The 16,806-nt window shown below is 55.3% G+C and carries 15 protein-coding genes, 2 tRNA genes and 1 pseudogene; 5 read left to right on the top strand and 13 right to left on the bottom strand.

Annotated elements, in window-relative coordinates:
* Positions 1 to 82: 82 nt before the first annotated feature.
* The 7 genes from ung to speC all read right to left on the bottom strand — a co-directional run bounded on the left by ung (position 83) and on the right by speC (position 5,093).
* A complete protein-coding gene (ung, locus tag ACMHYW_RS04755; protein WP_414501109.1) occupies positions 83 to 787 on the bottom strand; it encodes a uracil-DNA glycosylase in 705 nt (234 codons plus the stop codon).
* Between the two features lie 50 nt (positions 788 to 837).
* Positions 838 to 1,299, bottom strand: a complete 462-nt coding sequence (gene gpt / locus ACMHYW_RS04750; protein ID WP_038279428.1) for a xanthine phosphoribosyltransferase — start codon at positions 1,297 to 1,299, stop codon at positions 838 to 840.
* A gap of 8 nt (positions 1,300 to 1,307) precedes the next feature.
* The gene (locus ACMHYW_RS04745; protein WP_414501108.1) at positions 1,308 to 1,895 is read right to left on the bottom strand and encodes an adenine phosphoribosyltransferase; all 588 of its coding nucleotides are present in this window, start codon (positions 1,893 to 1,895) and stop codon (positions 1,308 to 1,310) included.
* Between the two features lie 271 nt (positions 1,896 to 2,166).
* Positions 2,167 to 2,325 carry a hypothetical protein gene (locus ACMHYW_RS04740; RefSeq protein ID WP_414501107.1) on the bottom strand — a complete coding sequence of 53 codons (159 nt, stop codon included), beginning with the start codon at positions 2,323 to 2,325 and terminating at the stop codon, positions 2,167 to 2,169.
* 68 nt (positions 2,326 to 2,393) lie between these two features.
* Positions 2,394 to 2,470 (bottom strand) — tRNA-Val (locus tag ACMHYW_RS04735).
* 84 nt (positions 2,471 to 2,554) lie between these two features.
* Positions 2,555 to 2,631, bottom strand: a tRNA-Val gene (locus tag ACMHYW_RS04730).
* A 302-nt stretch (positions 2,632 to 2,933) separates the two neighbouring features.
* The gene (gene speC / locus ACMHYW_RS04725; protein WP_414501106.1) at positions 2,934 to 5,093 is read right to left on the bottom strand and encodes an ornithine decarboxylase; all 2,160 of its coding nucleotides are present in this window, start codon (positions 5,091 to 5,093) and stop codon (positions 2,934 to 2,936) included.
* 379 nt (positions 5,094 to 5,472) lie between these two features.
* Between speC and ACMHYW_RS04720 the strand changes: the two are divergent.
* Positions 5,473 to 5,807: pseudogene (locus tag ACMHYW_RS04720) on the top strand (secondary thiamine-phosphate synthase enzyme YjbQ).
* Between the two features lie 42 nt (positions 5,808 to 5,849).
* Here the strand turns inward: ACMHYW_RS04720 and hda are convergent.
* Complete coding sequence (hda, locus tag ACMHYW_RS04715; RefSeq protein ID WP_414501105.1) at positions 5,850 to 6,542, bottom strand: DnaA regulatory inactivator Hda; 693 nt, start codon at positions 6,540 to 6,542, stop codon at positions 5,850 to 5,852.
* Positions 6,543 to 6,843: 301 nt separating this feature from the next.
* Between hda and purN the strand changes: the two genes are divergently transcribed.
* A complete protein-coding gene (purN, locus tag ACMHYW_RS04710) occupies positions 6,844 to 7,560 on the top strand; it encodes a phosphoribosylglycinamide formyltransferase (RefSeq protein ID WP_414501104.1) in 717 nt (238 codons plus the stop codon).
* A 75-nt stretch (positions 7,561 to 7,635) separates the two neighbouring features.
* Here the strand turns inward: purN and ACMHYW_RS04705 are convergent, their stop codons facing one another.
* The 3 genes from ACMHYW_RS04705 to apbC form a co-directional block, all read right to left on the bottom strand.
* Complete coding sequence (locus tag ACMHYW_RS04705; RefSeq protein ID WP_414501472.1) at positions 7,636 to 8,769, bottom strand: esterase-like activity of phytase family protein; 1,134 nt, start codon at positions 8,767 to 8,769, stop codon at positions 7,636 to 7,638.
* A 328-nt stretch (positions 8,770 to 9,097) separates the two neighbouring features.
* A complete protein-coding gene (gene dcd / locus ACMHYW_RS04700; protein ID WP_027706072.1) occupies positions 9,098 to 9,667 on the bottom strand; it encodes a dCTP deaminase in 570 nt (189 codons plus the stop codon).
* 121 nt (positions 9,668 to 9,788) lie between these two features.
* Positions 9,789 to 10,592, bottom strand: a complete 804-nt coding sequence (gene apbC / locus ACMHYW_RS04695; protein ID WP_414501103.1) for an iron-sulfur cluster carrier protein ApbC — start codon at positions 10,590 to 10,592, stop codon at positions 9,789 to 9,791.
* 490 nt (positions 10,593 to 11,082) lie between these two features.
* Here apbC and metG point away from each other — a divergent pair, with 490 nt between their 5' ends.
* The 3 genes from metG to nth all read left to right on the top strand — a co-directional run bounded on the left by metG (position 11,083) and on the right by nth (position 14,769).
* On the top strand, positions 11,083 to 13,125 hold the full coding sequence (metG, locus tag ACMHYW_RS04690) for a methionine--tRNA ligase (protein ID WP_414501102.1): 2,043 nt from the start codon (positions 11,083 to 11,085) through the stop codon (positions 13,123 to 13,125).
* Between the two features lie 2 nt (positions 13,126 to 13,127).
* Positions 13,128 to 14,042: an RnfABCDGE type electron transport complex subunit B gene (locus ACMHYW_RS04685; RefSeq protein WP_414501101.1), complete on the top strand. Its 915-nt coding sequence runs from the start codon at positions 13,128 to 13,130 to the stop codon at positions 14,040 to 14,042.
* Positions 14,043 to 14,121: 79 nt separating this feature from the next.
* Positions 14,122 to 14,769: an endonuclease III gene (gene nth / locus ACMHYW_RS04680; protein WP_414501100.1), complete on the top strand. Its 648-nt coding sequence runs from the start codon at positions 14,122 to 14,124 to the stop codon at positions 14,767 to 14,769.
* 210 nt (positions 14,770 to 14,979) lie between these two features.
* Here the strand turns inward: nth and ACMHYW_RS04675 are convergent, their stop codons facing one another.
* Together ACMHYW_RS04675 and ACMHYW_RS04670 are read right to left on the bottom strand one after the other, a co-directional pair.
* Positions 14,980 to 15,273, bottom strand: coding sequence for an HlyU family transcriptional regulator (locus tag ACMHYW_RS04675; protein ID WP_027706068.1), 294 nt, complete (start codon positions 15,271 to 15,273; stop codon positions 14,980 to 14,982).
* Between the two features lie 245 nt (positions 15,274 to 15,518).
* The gene (locus ACMHYW_RS04670; protein WP_027706067.1) at positions 15,519 to 16,739 is read right to left on the bottom strand and encodes an argininosuccinate synthase; all 1,221 of its coding nucleotides are present in this window, start codon (positions 16,737 to 16,739) and stop codon (positions 15,519 to 15,521) included.
* Between the last annotated feature and the right edge of the window lie 67 nt (positions 16,740 to 16,806).

Below are 16,806 nucleotides of genomic sequence, written 5' to 3'. Positions count from 1 at the left end.
AACGTGATGAATAACGATGATGCCGAGGCATCATGGTGCGGCCAATGACAGTAAGGACCATATCATTGGCCGTTGAAGGCATTCAGTGTGCCATCGGCTCGACGTGGGAAGGCAGCTGCCATTCAATGGGTGCCATCCCTTTCGCCACCAAGAACTGATTGGCCTGCGAAAAGTGCCGACAGCCAAAGAAACCGCGGTGTGCCGCCAACGGCGACGGGTGAGGTGCATGCAGCACCAGATGGCGCTGACGATCCACAAAGGCGGCTTTCTTCTGAGCGTAGCTGCCCCACAGCAGGAACACGACATGCGGGCAACGACGATTGATGACTTCGATTGCTCGATCGGTAAAGGTTTCCCACCCTTGATTGCGGTGTGAACCTGCCTGCCCTTGCTCAACGGTCAACACACTGTTGAGCATCATAATGCCCTGCTGCGCCCAGCTTTCCAGAAAACCGTGGTTCACTGGTTGGAAAGGCACATCATCTGCCGCCAGTTCCTTATAAATATTGACCAGCGACGGCGGCGTTGCCACACCGGGCCGTACCGAGAAGCACAGCCCGTGGGCCTGGCCGGGCCCATGATACGGGTCTTGGCCCAGTATCACGACCTTAACTTGCTCCAGCGGAGTAAGCTGGAAAGCACGAAACCAGTTGGACGAATGGGGATAGATGACGCGGTGAGCATCCTTACGCGTCCGCAGAAACGCCTTGAGCTTCTGCATATAAGGTGCTTCAAATTCTTGCCCCAGCTCTGCATTCCAGTCGTCAGGCAATACCGATGTTGTCATGCACTCCTCCAATGACCCACTGCTTTCTTCTTGCGCTTTGAACGTCACGCTCAAGCGTCTGCCGGCGGGTTCGGCTCCCACGGGAAGACCACCCACGTATCCTGGGACACTTCCGTATGGAAACGATCAACCAGAGGACGCCCTTCCGGCTTAGCATACACGGTGATGAACAGCGCTTTGGGCAGCAGCTCACGTACAATACGTGCCGTCTTGCCGGTATCCACGAGGTCATCAATCAGCAACCAGCCTTCGCCGTCATGATCAACGCCCTTATCGACCGTAACGCCTTCACGCTGCGACATGGCATCGTAGCTCTGCACGCAAAGGGTATCGATATTGCGCAGCCCCATTTCTTGGGCGAACAGCCCCGTGGGAATCAGGCCCCCACGTGCGATGGCAATGATGCCTTTGAACGTGCGACCCTCAAGGTCCTTGCAGAGTTCCCGGATATCGTTCTGAAGGCGATCCCAAGAGACCTTGAAGTAGCGCTGATATCGCTCGCTGCTTGCCATGATACGGTTTACTCCGATTCGGTAAAGGAACAGACGGCGAAGACGTTATGACCGGCTTCGCGGATATGACGTGAGCCACCCAGCTCAGGCAGGTCGATGATGGCCGCCGTTTCGACGACTTCCCCACCCGTACGCTCAATGAGCTTGGCTGCTGCCAGCATGGTGCCACCCGTCGCGATCAGATCGTCTACCACGACAATGCGATCACCTTTTTTGAAGGCGTCGGAATTCAGCTCGACGGTCGCTTCGCCGTATTCCAGCTTGTAGGTTTCACTGATGGTTTTGAAAGGCAGTTTACCTTTCTTGCGTACAGGAACGAAACTGCACCCCATTTCGTAAGCCAGAGGGGCCCCGATGATGAAACCGCGCGCGTCGATAGCGGCGATCGCGTCGATATTGAGTTCCTGATAACGATGCACAAAGCTGTCGATCAGCTTGCGGAAGGCTGCGCTGTTCTGCAGCAGCGGCGTGATATCACGGAAATTGACGCCGGGAGTCGGCCAGTCACGTACCGTACGGATCACAGACTTGATGTAGTCACCATAAACGCTGGTGCCGTTCTGCTGGGAAGACGTATCCGCCAATGTCGAAGTCATAAGGCTGCCGTTCGCACTTGAAATTCAGGGAGTGTATCGAGCGTAGGCCGTCAGGCACTACCTCGGCGCTGCACTGCTTTACGCATCACCGATCACGTCCAATGGGAAGCTTTACCATTGACATGCCCGCACCGAAGACCGCGATGCAGAAGCCGCCCCGTATAGCGCTGCCGACTAGGCAAACGCAAGGCACGCACAGAGGCATGCCCTACCCGCGAGTTTCCGAACCACCACGCAGGTCAACGAAACGACCAGCACGACAATGCAGCTATCAACGATAGCGCTCATGGCGCATAGGGTCTACACACCACAAGGCTTCAGTGATAGAGAACGCTACCGCAGACATGGCAACGCGCGGAATCGTGACAGTGATACCACCACTGTTATCGACGCACACCATGGCTTGATAAAGGGCTTTATTTGCGGCCATATACACGGACTGCTTGGGCAACGCGCACGCAAAAAACCCCGCCGATCGTCTCAGCGGGGTTTGGCAACTGGTAGGACCGAGCGGATTCGAACCGCTGACCTCCACGATGTCAACGTGGCGCTCTAACCAACTGAGCTACGGTCCTGCAAAGAGATCGACAGTTCGCCATAACACGACGAAAACCGCTGCGACGCTCTTGATACATATCAACGCATGATATGTCTAAGATTGGTAGGACCGAGCGGATTCGAACCGCTGACCTCCACGATGTCAACGTGGCGCTCTAACCAACTGAGCTACGGTCCTACACAGTTCAAGTGAAGCGCCTAACTACTTGGCGTCTCGCCGTGAACGCTGCGCATTCTACGCAACTGACCTTAAATTGCAAGCCTTTTTGTTATCAATTCATTGAAATGGTCAGCATCCGAGCCTTCTTACAAATGCTAAAAACCGATTACTGAACGGTAAGGCGTCCATTTGCAGGGAGCCTTCGCGACTCTAGACCGACCACGCCCCCGCGCTTATCCACAAATATAGGTAATTACACAGCGCACGACGCCCAATACCATGCTAGGCATCATGCGCTGCAGCACTCAGAACAATGAACCCTATACCTGCGATGGGTCGCATACCACATAGGCCATCAGACAAGACGAGGCATCTGTAATACCCGGCTTGACCTTTACACCCTGCAACTCTGGCGTAAGCCCCGGTAAGCTTTTAACCATTTCTTCCAAGGCCATGAAGTAAACCCATGCAACGTTGCTCCATACCTCACCGGGCACGACACACAGAATGCCCGGCGGATAAGGCAATGCCCCTTCTGCGGCCACTCGGCCTTTTATCTCGGCCAACGGCAACAATTCAACATTACCTCGTATCAATGCTTGGTTGGCCAACTGTGGCAGCACCGCTATATCGGGTAGTGACTCAGCCTGGAACATCGACTTCTGTAACGCCTTCATGTCATAGCGCACATTGATATCGTGCATTTCCTGACACAGCTGACGCAGCGTATAGCCGCGATAGCGTTCGCGGTAGTTATCACAGAGATGAGGTAGTACTTCGCATAGCGGCGAATCCGCTGCCAGATGCTCTTCAAACGCCACCAAGGCATCAATCAAGCGGTGTATCTTGTCTTCATTTTCGGCAGGTGTTAGCAAAAAGAGGATCGAATACAGATCAGTCTTTTCCGGAATAATGCCATGAGAACGCAGATAGTGTGCCAACAGGGTTGCAGGCACGCCAAACTCAGTATAATGGCCTGTTACCGCGTCGACTCCAGGGGTTGTCAACAGCAACTTGCAAGGGTCGATAAGATACTGCCCATTGGCATACCCTTCAAACGCATGCCACTGCGCACCCGCAACGCATGCGAAAAAACGCTCATCCTGCGCAATCTGTTCGGTCGGATAATCCTCCCATGGACGCCCATCAATCATGTCTGGGATGAAAGGTCGAATCTGCGCGCAGCGTGCCCGCAACGCTTTTCGCGCATCAATCCCCAACATCATGCACTCATACCACAACCTACGCCCACAAGCGCCTTCGTGTATGCGAGCATTAACTTCTAGAGCGGCAAATATTGGATAGAACGGGCTAGTTGAGGCATGCAGCATAAACGCATTATTGAACCGGCGATGATTGCAATAGCGTGCTTGCCCTTTCAAGTGAGCATCCTTTTTATGTATCTGTGATGCCTGTGAAAATCCTGCTAACTGTTTGTGCACTGACTGTGTAACGATAATACCTGGATCATCTGGCGTGAGCGTCAACAAAAGCGGCGAACACTGGGAAAGGATGTCAATGAACTGCTCATATCCTGCCCAAGCAGAATCAAACAAGATGTAATCGCACAAATGCCCAATACGCTGAACAACCTGCCGCGCGTTATAAAGCGTCCCGTCATAGGTTGCCAACTGAATTACGGCAAGTCGAAAGGGTCGCACGTCCTCCGCTCGCTCTGGCGCTACGCATCGAATCTTTTCTCGGATATTTGCTTCATTAAGCGCTTGATCATTGATACCGCCAATAAAGCCGTAAGAATTACGCTCTGTTTCCAGATAGATGGGAGTTGCCCCCGCCTGTATCAAGGCCCCATGATGAACAGACTTGTGATTGTTGCGATCGAATAGCACCAGATCATTGGGGGCCAATAGCGCATTAGTCACCACTTTATTAGCAGCAGATGTGCCATTGAGGACAAAAAAAGTCTGATCAGCATTGAAAACCTTCGCCGCATATTTCTGCGCCGCTAATGCTGCACCTTCATGAATTAGCAGATCACCCAGCTGAACGTCAGCATTGCAAATATCGGAGCGAAACAGATGCTCACCGTAAAAATCATGAAACTGTCGCCCAGCAGGGTGGCGTAGAAAGAAGTGTCCGCCTTGGTGCCCCGGACAGGCAAACGATGCATTACCCATACTGACATAGTGACTGAGCGTATCGAAAAACGGAGGCAACAGCCGCTTATAATACGCTTGTATAGCCAACTCAATTTGTTGACTATGGCTTGGATCTTCAAGAGATAACCAAGTGCAGCCATCCGGTAACACGTCTTTAGCTTGTCCATCACAAACCACGAATGCCGGTATCTCAAACCCTGTGCGAAGCAGCACACCCAGCATTCCAGTACGAATCTCTTGGCACGATAGGATCACAGCACCAACATCAGTAAAATCAGTCTGACTCAAAGCCACTATCGGTCGATCTGTCACCAAGCGACACGCCACAGCAGCGTTAGCAGCGATCTTCAATGGTTTCATATAACCAGTCCCACCTTCATCTCATTGAAAGCATACGTATTATGTCAACGGGTGCGATATCGTTAGAGCGCTTCGGCATCGCCGCGTTAACATATGAGGACGAGAAAAATCTTGCTTTTCGATAGAACATTACATGCTGGATTACCAAAGCAACCACCTCACAGGAGAGAAGTTTCTTAAAGGTAACTATTAATGGTATAAACGATGAATATCTAAAACGGAAGGCAACAACGTGAAATAAAAAATACAAAACTATGAACGTATCGATATACGGGGAGGGATCAGAATGGTTGCAGATAGAAATGTTTCTAAATAATAAGTATGACTGTACAGACCACTTGTAACCATACCCATCATTCTTTTCACAGAAGGCTGTCATCTGGTTACAGATGAGGTCGAAAACACGCCCACGGTAAAAACACTGCCAGCCTAGGATCGCTGACCATCAATGAAAACGCAGACCCGACCGTGCGGGCCGATTTTGAAAGCTTCTTCAACCATACGGTGCCTGAAAACGAGCCTTACTATCGCCACACCTACGAAGGCAGCGATGACATGCCAGCCCACCTGAAAAGCAGCCTTCTTGGCCCCAGCGTTCAGATTCCGGTCTCTGCGGGCCGCCTCAACCTCGGGACATGGCAGGGAATCTATCTGTGCGAACACCGCAATCACGGTGGACGTCGGACGCTAGTGCTGACGCTTCAAGGCGAATAGCACTACACCAGTGATCTACACGGCACGGAATGAAGCGCCTCGCTACCACTCCAGCGCTTCACGCACGAAGGGAATAGTCAGCTTGCGCTTAGCCGACAGCGAGGCCATGTCCAACCGATCAAGGACCTCAAACAGTTCCGACAGCCGTCGCGGACCACGATGCAGGATGTAGCGCGCCACCTCTTGAGGGAGCTGCATGCCCCGCATCGCTGCTCGCAAAACCAAGGCATCGCGCCGCTGCTCATCTGTCGGTGAGCTGAGGTGAAACGTCATGCCCCATCCCAGGCGGGATGCTAAATCAGGCAGTTTGACATCTAGCTGACGCGGCGCGCACGGCGCACTGACGACCATGCGCTTGCCTGCATCACGCATGCGATTAAAGCAGTGAAATAGCCCTTCTTCCCAGCGCTTGCGCCCCATCACGACATCAATGTCGTCCAGCGCCAGCAAATCAAGGTGCTCAGTATCCTCTAGCATCAGCGGCGGGAAGTGGCCCAGCTGCTGAAGCGGCACATAAAGAGAACGCATGCCTTGATCGCTGGCATCGTGACATGCCGCCTGCAGCAGGTGACTGCGCCCCGTCTCTTCATTGCCCCACAGATAGACCAACGGCTCGTCCGTACGCTGCAACTGAAGTTTCAGCGCAGCGATAGCGCCAGCATTATCTCCCGGCAGAAAACTGGCAAACGTTGCGTCATCATGGATGCCCACGCCCAACGGCAATTGCCACGGCATTGCTTCTCCTGAAACCTGTTTCCCCTTAAAGGGTCATCCCCGGTCGTGAACGAGGCCGTCCTGCCTGTCACTCCGTCCCTGGTGTGCTCATCTCCATGCCCATTGGCGACTCTATAATGGCCGCGGATGGTGCTACAATGCGGCCCCTCTATTCTTGCTGGTCATGAACGGCACACCTTGTCATGTCATTATCATACCTCATTGTTCACGCGGTGAGGCCATACTGGCATCAAGCCCCTTCTTTTGGGTTGCCGCGCTTACCAGTCATTACTGCTTTTTCGATCACGTCAGGAGCTTTCCCATGGACGACAAAACCGACTCAGGCTTCACTCCCGAACAAGTGCCGCCCCGCCGCATCGTCGCGTTGCTGTCAGGCGAAGGCAACCGGCTGGAAGCGCTGATCGAGGCTCAGTCTCACGATGAGTTGGGCGGCGAACTGGTCGCTGTCATTGCCGATCGCACTAATACTGCTGGCGCGGAAAAGGCGCATGCGGCAGGTATCGACGTTGCCATACTGCCCCGTGATGAATACGACACACCGACAGCTTATGACGGTGCACTGATCAAAACGATCGAACGCCATGCCCCAGATCTGGTAGTGCTCGATGGCTTCTGGCACATCTTCAGCCCAATATTCACTAGCCGCTTCAACGGACGACTGCTGAACTGTCACCCATCGCTGCTGCCAGCACTGGTAGGGCGTCATACGCACCAGCGTGCACTGGATGAAGGCCTGCAGGAACACGGTGCCAGCGTGCATTTCGTCATCGAAGGGCTGAATACAGGACCGCTCATCATTCAGGCCGTGGCCAAGGTGGCCAGCGATGACACAGCGGAAACACTGGCAGAGAAAGTGCTGGCTCGCGAAGAACTGATCTACCCGATCGCCATTCGCTGGTTCCTAGAAGGACGCCTAAAACTGGGGGCACAGGGAGCCGAGCTGGACGGCATTCTGCTGCCGCCGACCGGGCTTCGCCTGTCAAACGAAGACGCCGAAGAAGAACTTAACGGCGAATGATAGGGCGGGAATAGTAATAGTATAGAGATGCATGTCGACTACCCTGCCACAGCGCAGGGTAGTCGTCTGTATCCATCAGTGCGGTCGCTGCTCAATCTTGAATGCGAAGAACTGATTTTTCTGATGCACACTGAAGTTGTCATCCGACGCAAAGACAAGCACCTCACTGCCATCGGCGGCACGCCCCAGAGCAACGCTTTCGATATTGTCAGGCACGAGTCCCATCGCACGAAAATCGATCAACTGGCTCTTGCGTATCGGAGTGATACGTTGACTGGTGTTCGTCAGCGATGACAGATGCAGGACATCGGTCGCCCCCGCGATATCCGCCATGAAAACCTTAATGGTCGCCCCATAGCCACTGGCAAAGCTGCGCTCAATAACCAGCAGACGATGATCGTCGAGTGCCACCACTTCCGATACGCCGTTATCGTTGGAATATGGAGGGCGCAGTGCAGGCTGCGGCACCGGTGAAACGGGATAGGTATAGGCCGCCGTCGGTTGGCCACTGCGGGCGTCGTAGCGCACGAATCGGGCAAGGCTACCAGACGTCAGCCGCGCGATCGATCCATCTTGGCGCAGCGACGTTTCCATCCCTGCGATCAAATCACCGGAAGGCAGTACGGCAAGCCCTTCGAATGCCAAGTTGTCACGAATACCACTCTGTCTGTCCGCTGCAGGCGCAAAACCTTCCGGCACTGAAAATTCTCTGACCCAAGCGCCATTATTGTCAGCAACACGCACCACGGACGGCAGGCCTGCACGCGCACTGCCTTCACTCGTCCAGTAGAGCTGGTTGTTCGGCCCACGCCGGACCGATTCCGGGTCGACACTGCCTGCGGCGAAAGGCTGCCCATTGCGATCCTTAAGCGTAATGGTGCGTACCACATCGACGCGCCGTATCTGTCCGGGCTGAATGTCGATGGCCAGCTCATAAATACGCGCGGGAGCCTTCTGCGATCGGTCATCGCTGATGGCCCAGTAGTGGCCCGTTGCGGGATCGAAATCCAGCCCCGATATCCCTCCGAAGGGAATGCCATCAAATTGAGTATCCCACGGTAACGAATACTCACCGATATAGTTCAGAGAGACACCTGCCGAACAATCTCCCATCGGACAAGGCATACGGATCTGCGTCGCCCCCTCCATTCCCGATGCAAACGGTGCGGAAAAAAGTACCGCTAGTGCACTACTGGCGAACCACTGCATGATCTTCACTGCCTATCTCCTTTTGCCTTCAAGATGTTGCGCCCACTATAGCCACCGATTGATGACAGTTAGATGACGCCATTGATGCGTTATTACGCCATAGCCTAGGAGCTCTCAGGCAGTGCCATGGCCCGACACATTAAACATCCGATCGTTCACCGCTCTCCACATCAAGGCGTTCTGAACATCGTCGCTACGATAAAACTCTTCGTTTGTGCACAGCGCATAAAAAAAGCACCAACCTTAACGGTTGGTGCTTTTTCATTCACAAACAGCAATATGTCGGCGCAGCCGGCGGTCGTGCTCGCCTTAGCAAAGTCGTACGCGATCAGGTACGCGGCAGAGTGACGCCACGCTGACCTTGGTATTTACCGTTACGATCGCCGTAGGACACATCGCAGATTTCGTCGGATTCAAAGAACAGCATCTGCGCCACGCCTTCGTTGGCATAGATCTTCGCGGGCAGGTTAGTGGTGTTGGAGAATTCCAGCGTAACGTGCCCTTCCCACTCAGGTTCCAGCGGCGTGACGTTAACGATGATGCCGCAGCGCGCGTATGTGGATTTACCCAAGCACACGGTCAGAACACTGCGCGGGATGCGGAAGTATTCTACCGTACGTGCCAACGCAAACGAGTTCGGCGGAATAATGCAGACGTCGCCCGTCACGTCTACGAAGCTGCGATCATCGAAGTTCTTGGGGTCAACGGTCGCAGAGAAGATGTTCGTGAACACCTTGAATTCGTTCGCACAACGGACGTCATAGCCATAGCTGGAAGTGCCATAGGAAATAACGCGCTGTCCATCTTCAGCGTTACGGACCTGATCGGCTTCGAAAGGCTCGATCATGCCGTGGTCGCGTGCCATTCGACGAATCCAGTGGTCCGATTTGATACTCATGCGCTGCGCCTACCTGTCAATCTGTGAAGTCATGACTGACCGCCATGGCCAGCCGTCTGTGCTTGTGCGCGAGGATACCAGACTTTCCCCATCACCACATTATCGGTCACGCCTGCCCGCCTCAGCTGAAGCCAATGGAGGGACCGGAGGCTTCCGGCTGCGCCTGACACGCCTCATCCAGCTGCGCCACGATCGAGGCGAAGTGCTGAGCGGCAGGCTGATCCGGTGCAGCGATGACGGGCGGCACGCCTTTATCCATCTGCTCACGAACCGTCAGCGCCAATGGCAGACGACCGAGGACGGGGGCGTCGTAGCGTTCAGCAATGCGCTGACCACCACCTTCACCAAAAATAGCTTCTTGGTGACCACAGCATGAACAGGTGTGTAAGCTCATGTTTTCAACGATTCCCAGCACCGGCACATGCACCTTGCGGAACATCTCGATTCCTCGCTCAGCATCCAGCAGTGCAATATCCTGCGGCGTGGTCACGATGACGGCACCGGATACGGGGACTTTCTGCGCCAGCGTCAGCTGGATGTCTCCCGTACCGGGCGGCATATCAATGAACAGATAGTCCAGTTCGCCCCACTGCGTCTGATTGTAGAGCTGCTGAAAGGCCGTCGAAGCCATCGGTCCGCGCCACACCATCGGCGTGGTCACGTCGACCAGAAAGGCGATCGACATCACACGAAGACCATGCGCATCAATGGGGCGCATGGTCTTGTCGTCGATCATGTCAGGACGCGTCTGTGGATCAACACCCAGCATATGTGCCTGACTCGGGCCATAGATATCGGCATCCAGCACACCCACTCGTTTGCCCCGTGCGGCCATGGCCAACGCTAGGTTAGCCGTCACCGTCGATTTGCCGACCCCGCCCTTGCCCGATGCAACGGCAATGATATGCCCGATCGTATTCGCCATCGGCCTGCTCCTCTTCTTTATTCATTCGGTGGCATAAGCGCCGCCGCTCTCACCAAGGCACCAAGGACGCATCCTCTTTCCGTTCAACTCGGTGACAGCACGACTCGCCTCTTTCCCGCATCGACACACATCTAACCACGCAGACGTTTCTCTTCCTCTACTTTACAACGACACGCGCCATTACCCCACAACAACACTATGATTTGGCCCGCCATGCCATACTCCGATCGCAGGCCAACGGCTAGCTTGCGCGCGATAATGACGCCCTCAGAAAAAGTGGCGTTTTTATTGGCGCTCCCGCCGCGTACCCCATACCGAAATGCGGGTTAACGCGTTAGAATGTACGATTCTATCAGTATTGGATGATTGCGACGTTTCACTTCATCATCCCGGATTCTGCCGCTGTCTGCACATGCACCAACGTACCTGAGCACCGATTACCGCAGGGCATGGCAGTGCAGGCAACTTCAAATGTTCGAGGCCATACCACATGTCAAGACGCAAGATTCTGGTTACCAGCGCGCTTCCTTACGCCAATGGAGATATCCACCTAGGGCACTTGCTCGAGTACATCCAGACCGACATGTGGGTTCGCTTCCAGAAAAGCCGCGGTCATGAATGCCACTACGTTTGCGCTGACGATGCGCACGGTACAGCCATCATGCTGCGCGCCGAACAGGAAGGCATTACGCCAGAAGAGCTGATCGCCCGCGTCAATGAAGCCCACCAAGCCGACTTCGCTAAATTCGGTGTGCACTTCGACAATTACAGCTCGACCAACTCCGATGAGAACCGTCATTTCAGCGGCGAGATCTATCGTCGTCTGCGCGACGCAGGCCATATCGCCACGCGCGACATCGAGCAGATGTACGACCCTGAAAAAGGGCTGTTTCTGGCCGATCGTTTCATCAAAGGCACCTGCCCGAAATGCCATACGCCTGACCAGTACGGCGACAACTGCGAGGCCTGCGGCACGACCTATACGCCGGCCGAGCTGATCAACCCGGTATCGGCCATTTCTGGCGCCACGCCCGAACTGCGCACCTCGACGCACTACTTCTTCAAGCTGCCCGACTTCAAGGAATTCCTGCAAGAATGGCTGCAGTCCGGCACCGTGCAGCCGCAGATTGCCAACAAGTTGCAGGAGTGGTTCGAAAACGGCCTGAAAGAATGGGATATTTCGCGTGATGCGCCCTATTTCGGCTTCGAGATTCCGGATGCGCCGAACAAATTCTTCTATGTCTGGGTCGATGCGCCTATCGGTTATGTCACCAGCTTCAAGCAGCTGGCCGATCGCGAGGGGCTGGATTTTGACAGCTATTGGGGCCCGAATGCTGATGCCGAGCTGTATCACTTCATCGGTAAGGATATCGTTTACTTCCACGCGCTGTTCTGGCCGTCAATGCTGAAAGGCGCCAACATGCGTCTGCCGACAGGCATCAACTGTCACGGTTTCGTGACCGTGAACGGTGCCAAGATGTCCAAATCCCGCGGCACCTTCATCAAGGCCGATACCTATGCGCAGTTCCTTGAACCGGAATACCTGCGCTACTACTTCGCCGCCAAGCTGAACTCGCGCGTTGAAGACCTCGACCTCAACCTTGAAGACTTCGTGACTCGCGTGAACTCCGACCTGGTGGGCAAGGTCGTCAATATCGCTAGCCGCTGTGCGGGCTTTATCAAGAAAGCAGGCGGTCGCCTATCCAGCACGGTTGCGGAACCCGAACTGCTGCAGCGCTTCATTGACGCAGGGGATGACATTGCCGCCGCCTTCGAAGCACGCGAGTTCAACCAAGGCGTTCGCCAGATCATGGCACTGGCTGATGACGCCAACACCTACATTGCCGACAAAGCACCGTGGGCACTGGCCAAGCAAGAAGGCAAAGAGCAGGAAGTACTCGATATCTGCTCAATGGGCATCAACCTGTTCCGCCAGTTGATGACCTACCTGTACCCGATTCTTCCCGCTATGGCGACTAAGGCTCAAGCCTTCCTGCAGGTCGACACGCTGAGCTGGGACAGCCGTCTTCAGCCGCTGGTCGATCACGCCATCGCACCGTTCAAGCCGCTGGCACAGCGCGTAGACCCCAAAGCCATTGAGCAAATGCTCGACGCGTCCAAGGAAGTACTGGCAGAAGAGCAGCAGATCCGCAACGGAGGCCAAGATGCCAAAGCCGAGACAGCTGCCGCGCCGATGGAACCGATTACCGATGAAATCACCATCGACGATTTCTTTAAGGTCGATCTGCGCATCGCCCGCATTGCGAACGCTGGCTATGTCGAAGGTTCCAAGAAGCTGCTGCAACTGACACTGGATCTCGGCGGTGAAACCCGCAACGTCTTCTCCGGTATTCGCGGGCACTACGAGCCTGAACAGCTGATCGGTCGCTTGACGGTGATGGTGGCTAACCTAGCACCGCGCAAGATGCGCTTCGGTGTGTCGGAAGGCATGGTGCTGGCGACGGGCAACGATGACGGTCTGTACCTGCTCTCACCGGACTGCGGCGCACAGCCGGGCCAGCGAGTCAGCTAAGCATGCAGGCGTCACACATCACCGTTGATCAGATCGACGCGCTTCTGCCGCAGACACAGTGCGGCAAGTGCGGGCATCCGGGTTGTCTGCCGTATGCCAAGGCCATCGTTGATGGTGAAGCGATCAACCGCTGCCCCCCTGGGGGGCAGCGGACCGCCGATGCACTGGCCACTCTGCTGGACAAGGCACCGCTGCCGCTCGCTCAGCCCGCCGAGTCGCCCCTGCTTGCCGTTATCGACGAAGACATCTGCATTGGCTGCACCAAGTGCATCAAGGCCTGTCCCGTTGATGCCATCCTCGGAGCACCCAAGCAGATGCACATCATCCTGCGCGACGAATGCACAGGATGTGAGCTGTGCGTTACGCCATGCCCGGTAGACTGTATCAGACTGGTCGCACATCCCGGCTGGCTGGCCGCACACTCCGAGCAAGAACAGCATGCTTGGCTGACCCGCCGCGCCACACAGGGACGCCAACGCCATCAGGCACGTACCTCCCGTATCGCCCAGTGGGAAGCGGAAGCGCTGGAACGTCGCCGTGCGCGCCGCCACCAGCGCATCGCTACCCCGACATCACCTGCAGCGAGCACACCCACCGATGACGCAGCGCTGCGCCGTCGTTTGAAGATAAAGCTGGCCCGCATGAAGCAGGATGATCCCCATCGCCCCGAACTCGAAGCACAGCTACAGGCACTAGGTGGTCAGACAGTCCCCCGTGCTGCCACGTCTGCCGCTCAGCAGGCTCGCTCTCACCGCATTGCCCTCGCAGCAGCTGAAGACACGCTGCGCCGTGCTGAACGGCATCTGACTCATTGCCAACGCCAGGAAGGCCCAACGGAAATAGCCGCAGCCCAAGAACAGCTGGCGCGCGCGCAGCAGCAGCTGGAACGTGCACGCCAAGCACTCGATCCGACCTGACCGACGTATGCGAACGGTATTAGGCTTCCCTATACTGCACCGCAAATCCATCACACCTTTTCACTATGCGACCGCCGTTATGAACAAGGCCACACGCCACGAGATATTCGTTCGTTTGCGGGATGCCAACCCGCGCCCCACGACAGAGCTGGTGTGGAACGACGATCCTTTTGAGCTGTTGATTGCTGTCCTGCTGTCGGCACAGTCCACGGATGTCGGCGTCAACAAAGCCACGCGCACGCTGTTTGCGGCAGCCAACACACCGCAGACCATGCTGGTGCTTGGACTGGACGGCATCAAGGAGCACATCCGCACGCTCGGCCTCTACAATAACAAGGCCAAGCATATCGTCGCGCTCTGCGAGCAACTGCTTGAGCACCACCAAGGTGAGGTGCCCCGTTCGCGCGTGGCACTCGAAGCGTTGCCGGGCGTAGGACGCAAGACAGCCAACGTGATCCTCAATACCGCATTCGGCGAACCCACCATTGCTGTTGATACGCATATCTTTCGCGTCTCCAACCGCACTGGGCTGGCACCGGGCAAGAACGTCAATGAAGTGGAGCAGAAACTGCTGAAGGTCGTACCAGATGAGTTCAAGCTGGATGCGCATCACTGGCTTATACTGCACGGTCGCTATACCTGCGTGGCCCGCAAGCCTCGCTGTGGCAGCTGCATCATTGAAGACCTGTGCGAATTCAAGGACAAAACCGAGCCCGCTACGGCTTGACCGCCATGCATACAAGCTCACGCTGAACAGAACCGCCATTCGTTCATATACGCTGATAGCCTTACGCAGTTATGAGCCCCCAGCAGTAGCGTATGACCGCAGCCTTTCATTCTCGTCTTTGCGGTGCACCAAATAGCGCCCCATAGAAAAAAGCAAAAGGGACGCTAGCGTCCCTTTTCTATTTCATCTTCATCTACGCAATACATTTATTTAGAACAGAGGCGTTTCCTGTTCGTCGATAAACTGACGCGCCTTGAGCTGCGTCATGCGTATTGCCGTTTCACGATCAGGAAAGGTGTCTGCACGATCAAAAGGAATCGACAGATCACCATCTTCCTCAGGCGGCTGTCGAATGGTACCGCTGATGCGATACTGACCATTCTGTTCAACGGGAGCAGCCACGATATCGCATCCCTGATAGCGCAGCGGCTCAGCTTCCTGCGGTTTCTTGCTTCCCGCGGCCGATTCCGTCCCGCCCAGAATGCGTTTCAACCACTTCAACATAGCGCTTCCCTCCTATAGGCATGACAAGTCATTGCCACGATACTGTGTGCATTTTTCACCGCGCGCAATCCCTTATACGGCCTAACTCAAGCATAGAGCACACTCATTCAGGAATGCTGGCATAGCGATCATCCCGAAAAGGCGATCAAATATGCAGCCAGCACGGCAAGACCACCACCGTAAGTTCTCCATAAAAAAATCGGCGCCCACATGAGGCGCCGATTTTTCACGCATCTACCTAAAGATCAGACTTCGTGACGACCTTTAGAAGCAGCGATACGCAGACGCAGTGAGTTCAAGCGAATGAACCCATGAGCATCTTTCTGATCGTATGCACCCGCGTCATCTTCAAACGTTGCGATAGAGGCATCAAACAGGGAGTCATCGGACTTACGGCCGACAACCGTTACGCTGCCTTTGTACAGCTTAACGCGAACCACACCGTTGACGACGCTCTGTGTTTCGTCGATGGCGGCCTGCAGCATGTGGCGTTCCGGAGACCACCAGTAACCGTTGTACACGATTTCTGCGTACTTCGGCATCAGACCATCCTTCAGGTGAGCCGCTTCGCGGTCCAGCGTGATGGATTCGATAGCGCGGTGCGCTTTCAGCATGATGGTGCCCCCCGGAGTTTCGTAGCACCCACGGGATTTCATGCCTACATAGCGGTTCTCAACGATATCCAGACGACCGATACCGTTTTCGCCACCCAGACGGTTCAGTTCGGCCAGCAGCTCGTGCGGTGCCAGCTCCTTGCCGTCCAGTGCAACCGGATCACCGTTGCGATAGGTGATTTCGAGGTAGGTCGGAGCGTCCGGAGCCTGCTCGGGGCTGACACTCCAACGCCACATGTCGTCTTCCGCTTCGGCCCACGGATCTTCCAGCATGCCGCCTTCATAGGAGATGTGCAGCAGGTTGGCATCCATCGAGTACGGGGATTTTTTCTTGTTCTTAGCGTAGTCTACTGGGATGTTGTGCTCTTCACAGTAGGCCATCAGTTTTTCGCGGGAGTTCAGATCCCATTCACGCCACGGCGCGATGACCTTGATGCCCGGCTTGAGCGCATAAGCGCCCAGCTCGAAACGCACTTGGTCGTTACCTTTACCGGTAGCACCGTGTGCGATGGCATCGGCACCAGTTTCATTGGCGATTTCAACCAATCGTCGAGCGATGAGCGGACGTGCGATGGAAGTACCCAGCAGGTACTCGCCTTCATAGATGGTGTTGGCACGGAACATCGGGAATACATAGTCACGCACGAAGGTTTCGCGCAGATCTTCGATGTAGATTTCCTTGATGCCCAGCTGACGTGCCTTTTCTCGTGCCGGTTCGACTTCTTCACCTTGACCCAGATCGGCCGTGAACGTCACGACTTCACAGTTGTAGGTTTCCTGAAGCCATTTGGCGATCACGGAAGTATCCAGCCCACCCGAGTAGGCTAGCACCACCTTCTTCACGTCGGACATGCTCATCTCCTTTTGTTTGTACTGATCGTGGTACAGCCAGCGTACGCCATAGGCGGTCATATCCGCA

It is taken from the genome of Zymobacter sp. IVIA_12111.31 C1 (assembly GCF_047495495.1).
In the GTDB taxonomy this organism is placed as follows: Bacteria; Pseudomonadota; Gammaproteobacteria; order Pseudomonadales; family Halomonadaceae; genus Zymobacter.
Note: the sequence above shows the minus strand (reverse complement) of the source record. Positions and strands in the feature narration are given on the sequence as shown.

Bases quoted from the DNA above. Each gene is read 5' to 3' on its own strand.
- metG (WP_414501102.1), top strand. From the start codon at position 11,083: ATGTCAAGACGCAAGATTCTGGTTACCAGCGCGCTTCCTTACGCCAAT.
- apbC (WP_414501103.1), bottom strand. From the start codon at position 10,592: ATGGCGAATACGATCGGGCATATCATTGCCGTTGCATCGGGCAAGGGC.
- ACMHYW_RS04670 (WP_027706067.1), bottom strand. From the start codon at position 16,739: ATGTCCGACGTGAAGAAGGTGGTGCTAGCCTACTCGGGTGGGCTGGAT.
- ACMHYW_RS04685 (WP_414501101.1), top strand. From the start codon at position 13,128: ATGCAGGCGTCACACATCACCGTTGATCAGATCGACGCGCTTCTGCCG.
- dcd (WP_027706072.1), bottom strand. From the start codon at position 9,667: ATGAGTATCAAATCGGACCACTGGATTCGTCGAATGGCACGCGACCAC.
- hda (WP_414501105.1), bottom strand. From the start codon at position 6,542: ATGCCGTGGCAATTGCCGTTGGGCGTGGGCATCCATGATGACGCAACG.
- nth (WP_414501100.1), top strand. From the start codon at position 14,122: ATGAACAAGGCCACACGCCACGAGATATTCGTTCGTTTGCGGGATGCC.
- ACMHYW_RS04745 (WP_414501108.1), bottom strand. From the start codon at position 1,895: ATGACTTCGACATTGGCGGATACGTCTTCCCAGCAGAACGGCACCAGC.
- purN (WP_414501104.1), top strand. From the start codon at position 6,844: ATGGACGACAAAACCGACTCAGGCTTCACTCCCGAACAAGTGCCGCCC.
- ACMHYW_RS04740 (WP_414501107.1), bottom strand. From the start codon at position 2,325: ATGGCCGCAAATAAAGCCCTTTATCAAGCCATGGTGTGCGTCGATAAC.
- speC (WP_414501106.1), bottom strand. From the start codon at position 5,093: ATGAAACCATTGAAGATCGCTGCTAACGCTGCTGTGGCGTGTCGCTTG.
- gpt (WP_038279428.1), bottom strand. From the start codon at position 1,299: ATGGCAAGCAGCGAGCGATATCAGCGCTACTTCAAGGTCTCTTGGGAT.
- ung (WP_414501109.1), bottom strand. From the start codon at position 787: ATGACAACATCGGTATTGCCTGACGACTGGAATGCAGAGCTGGGGCAA.
- ACMHYW_RS04705 (WP_414501472.1), bottom strand. From the start codon at position 8,769: ATGCAGTGGTTCGCCAGTAGTGCACTAGCGGTACTTTTTTCCGCACCG.
- ACMHYW_RS04675 (WP_027706068.1), bottom strand. From the start codon at position 15,273: ATGTTGAAGTGGTTGAAACGCATTCTGGGCGGGACGGAATCGGCCGCG.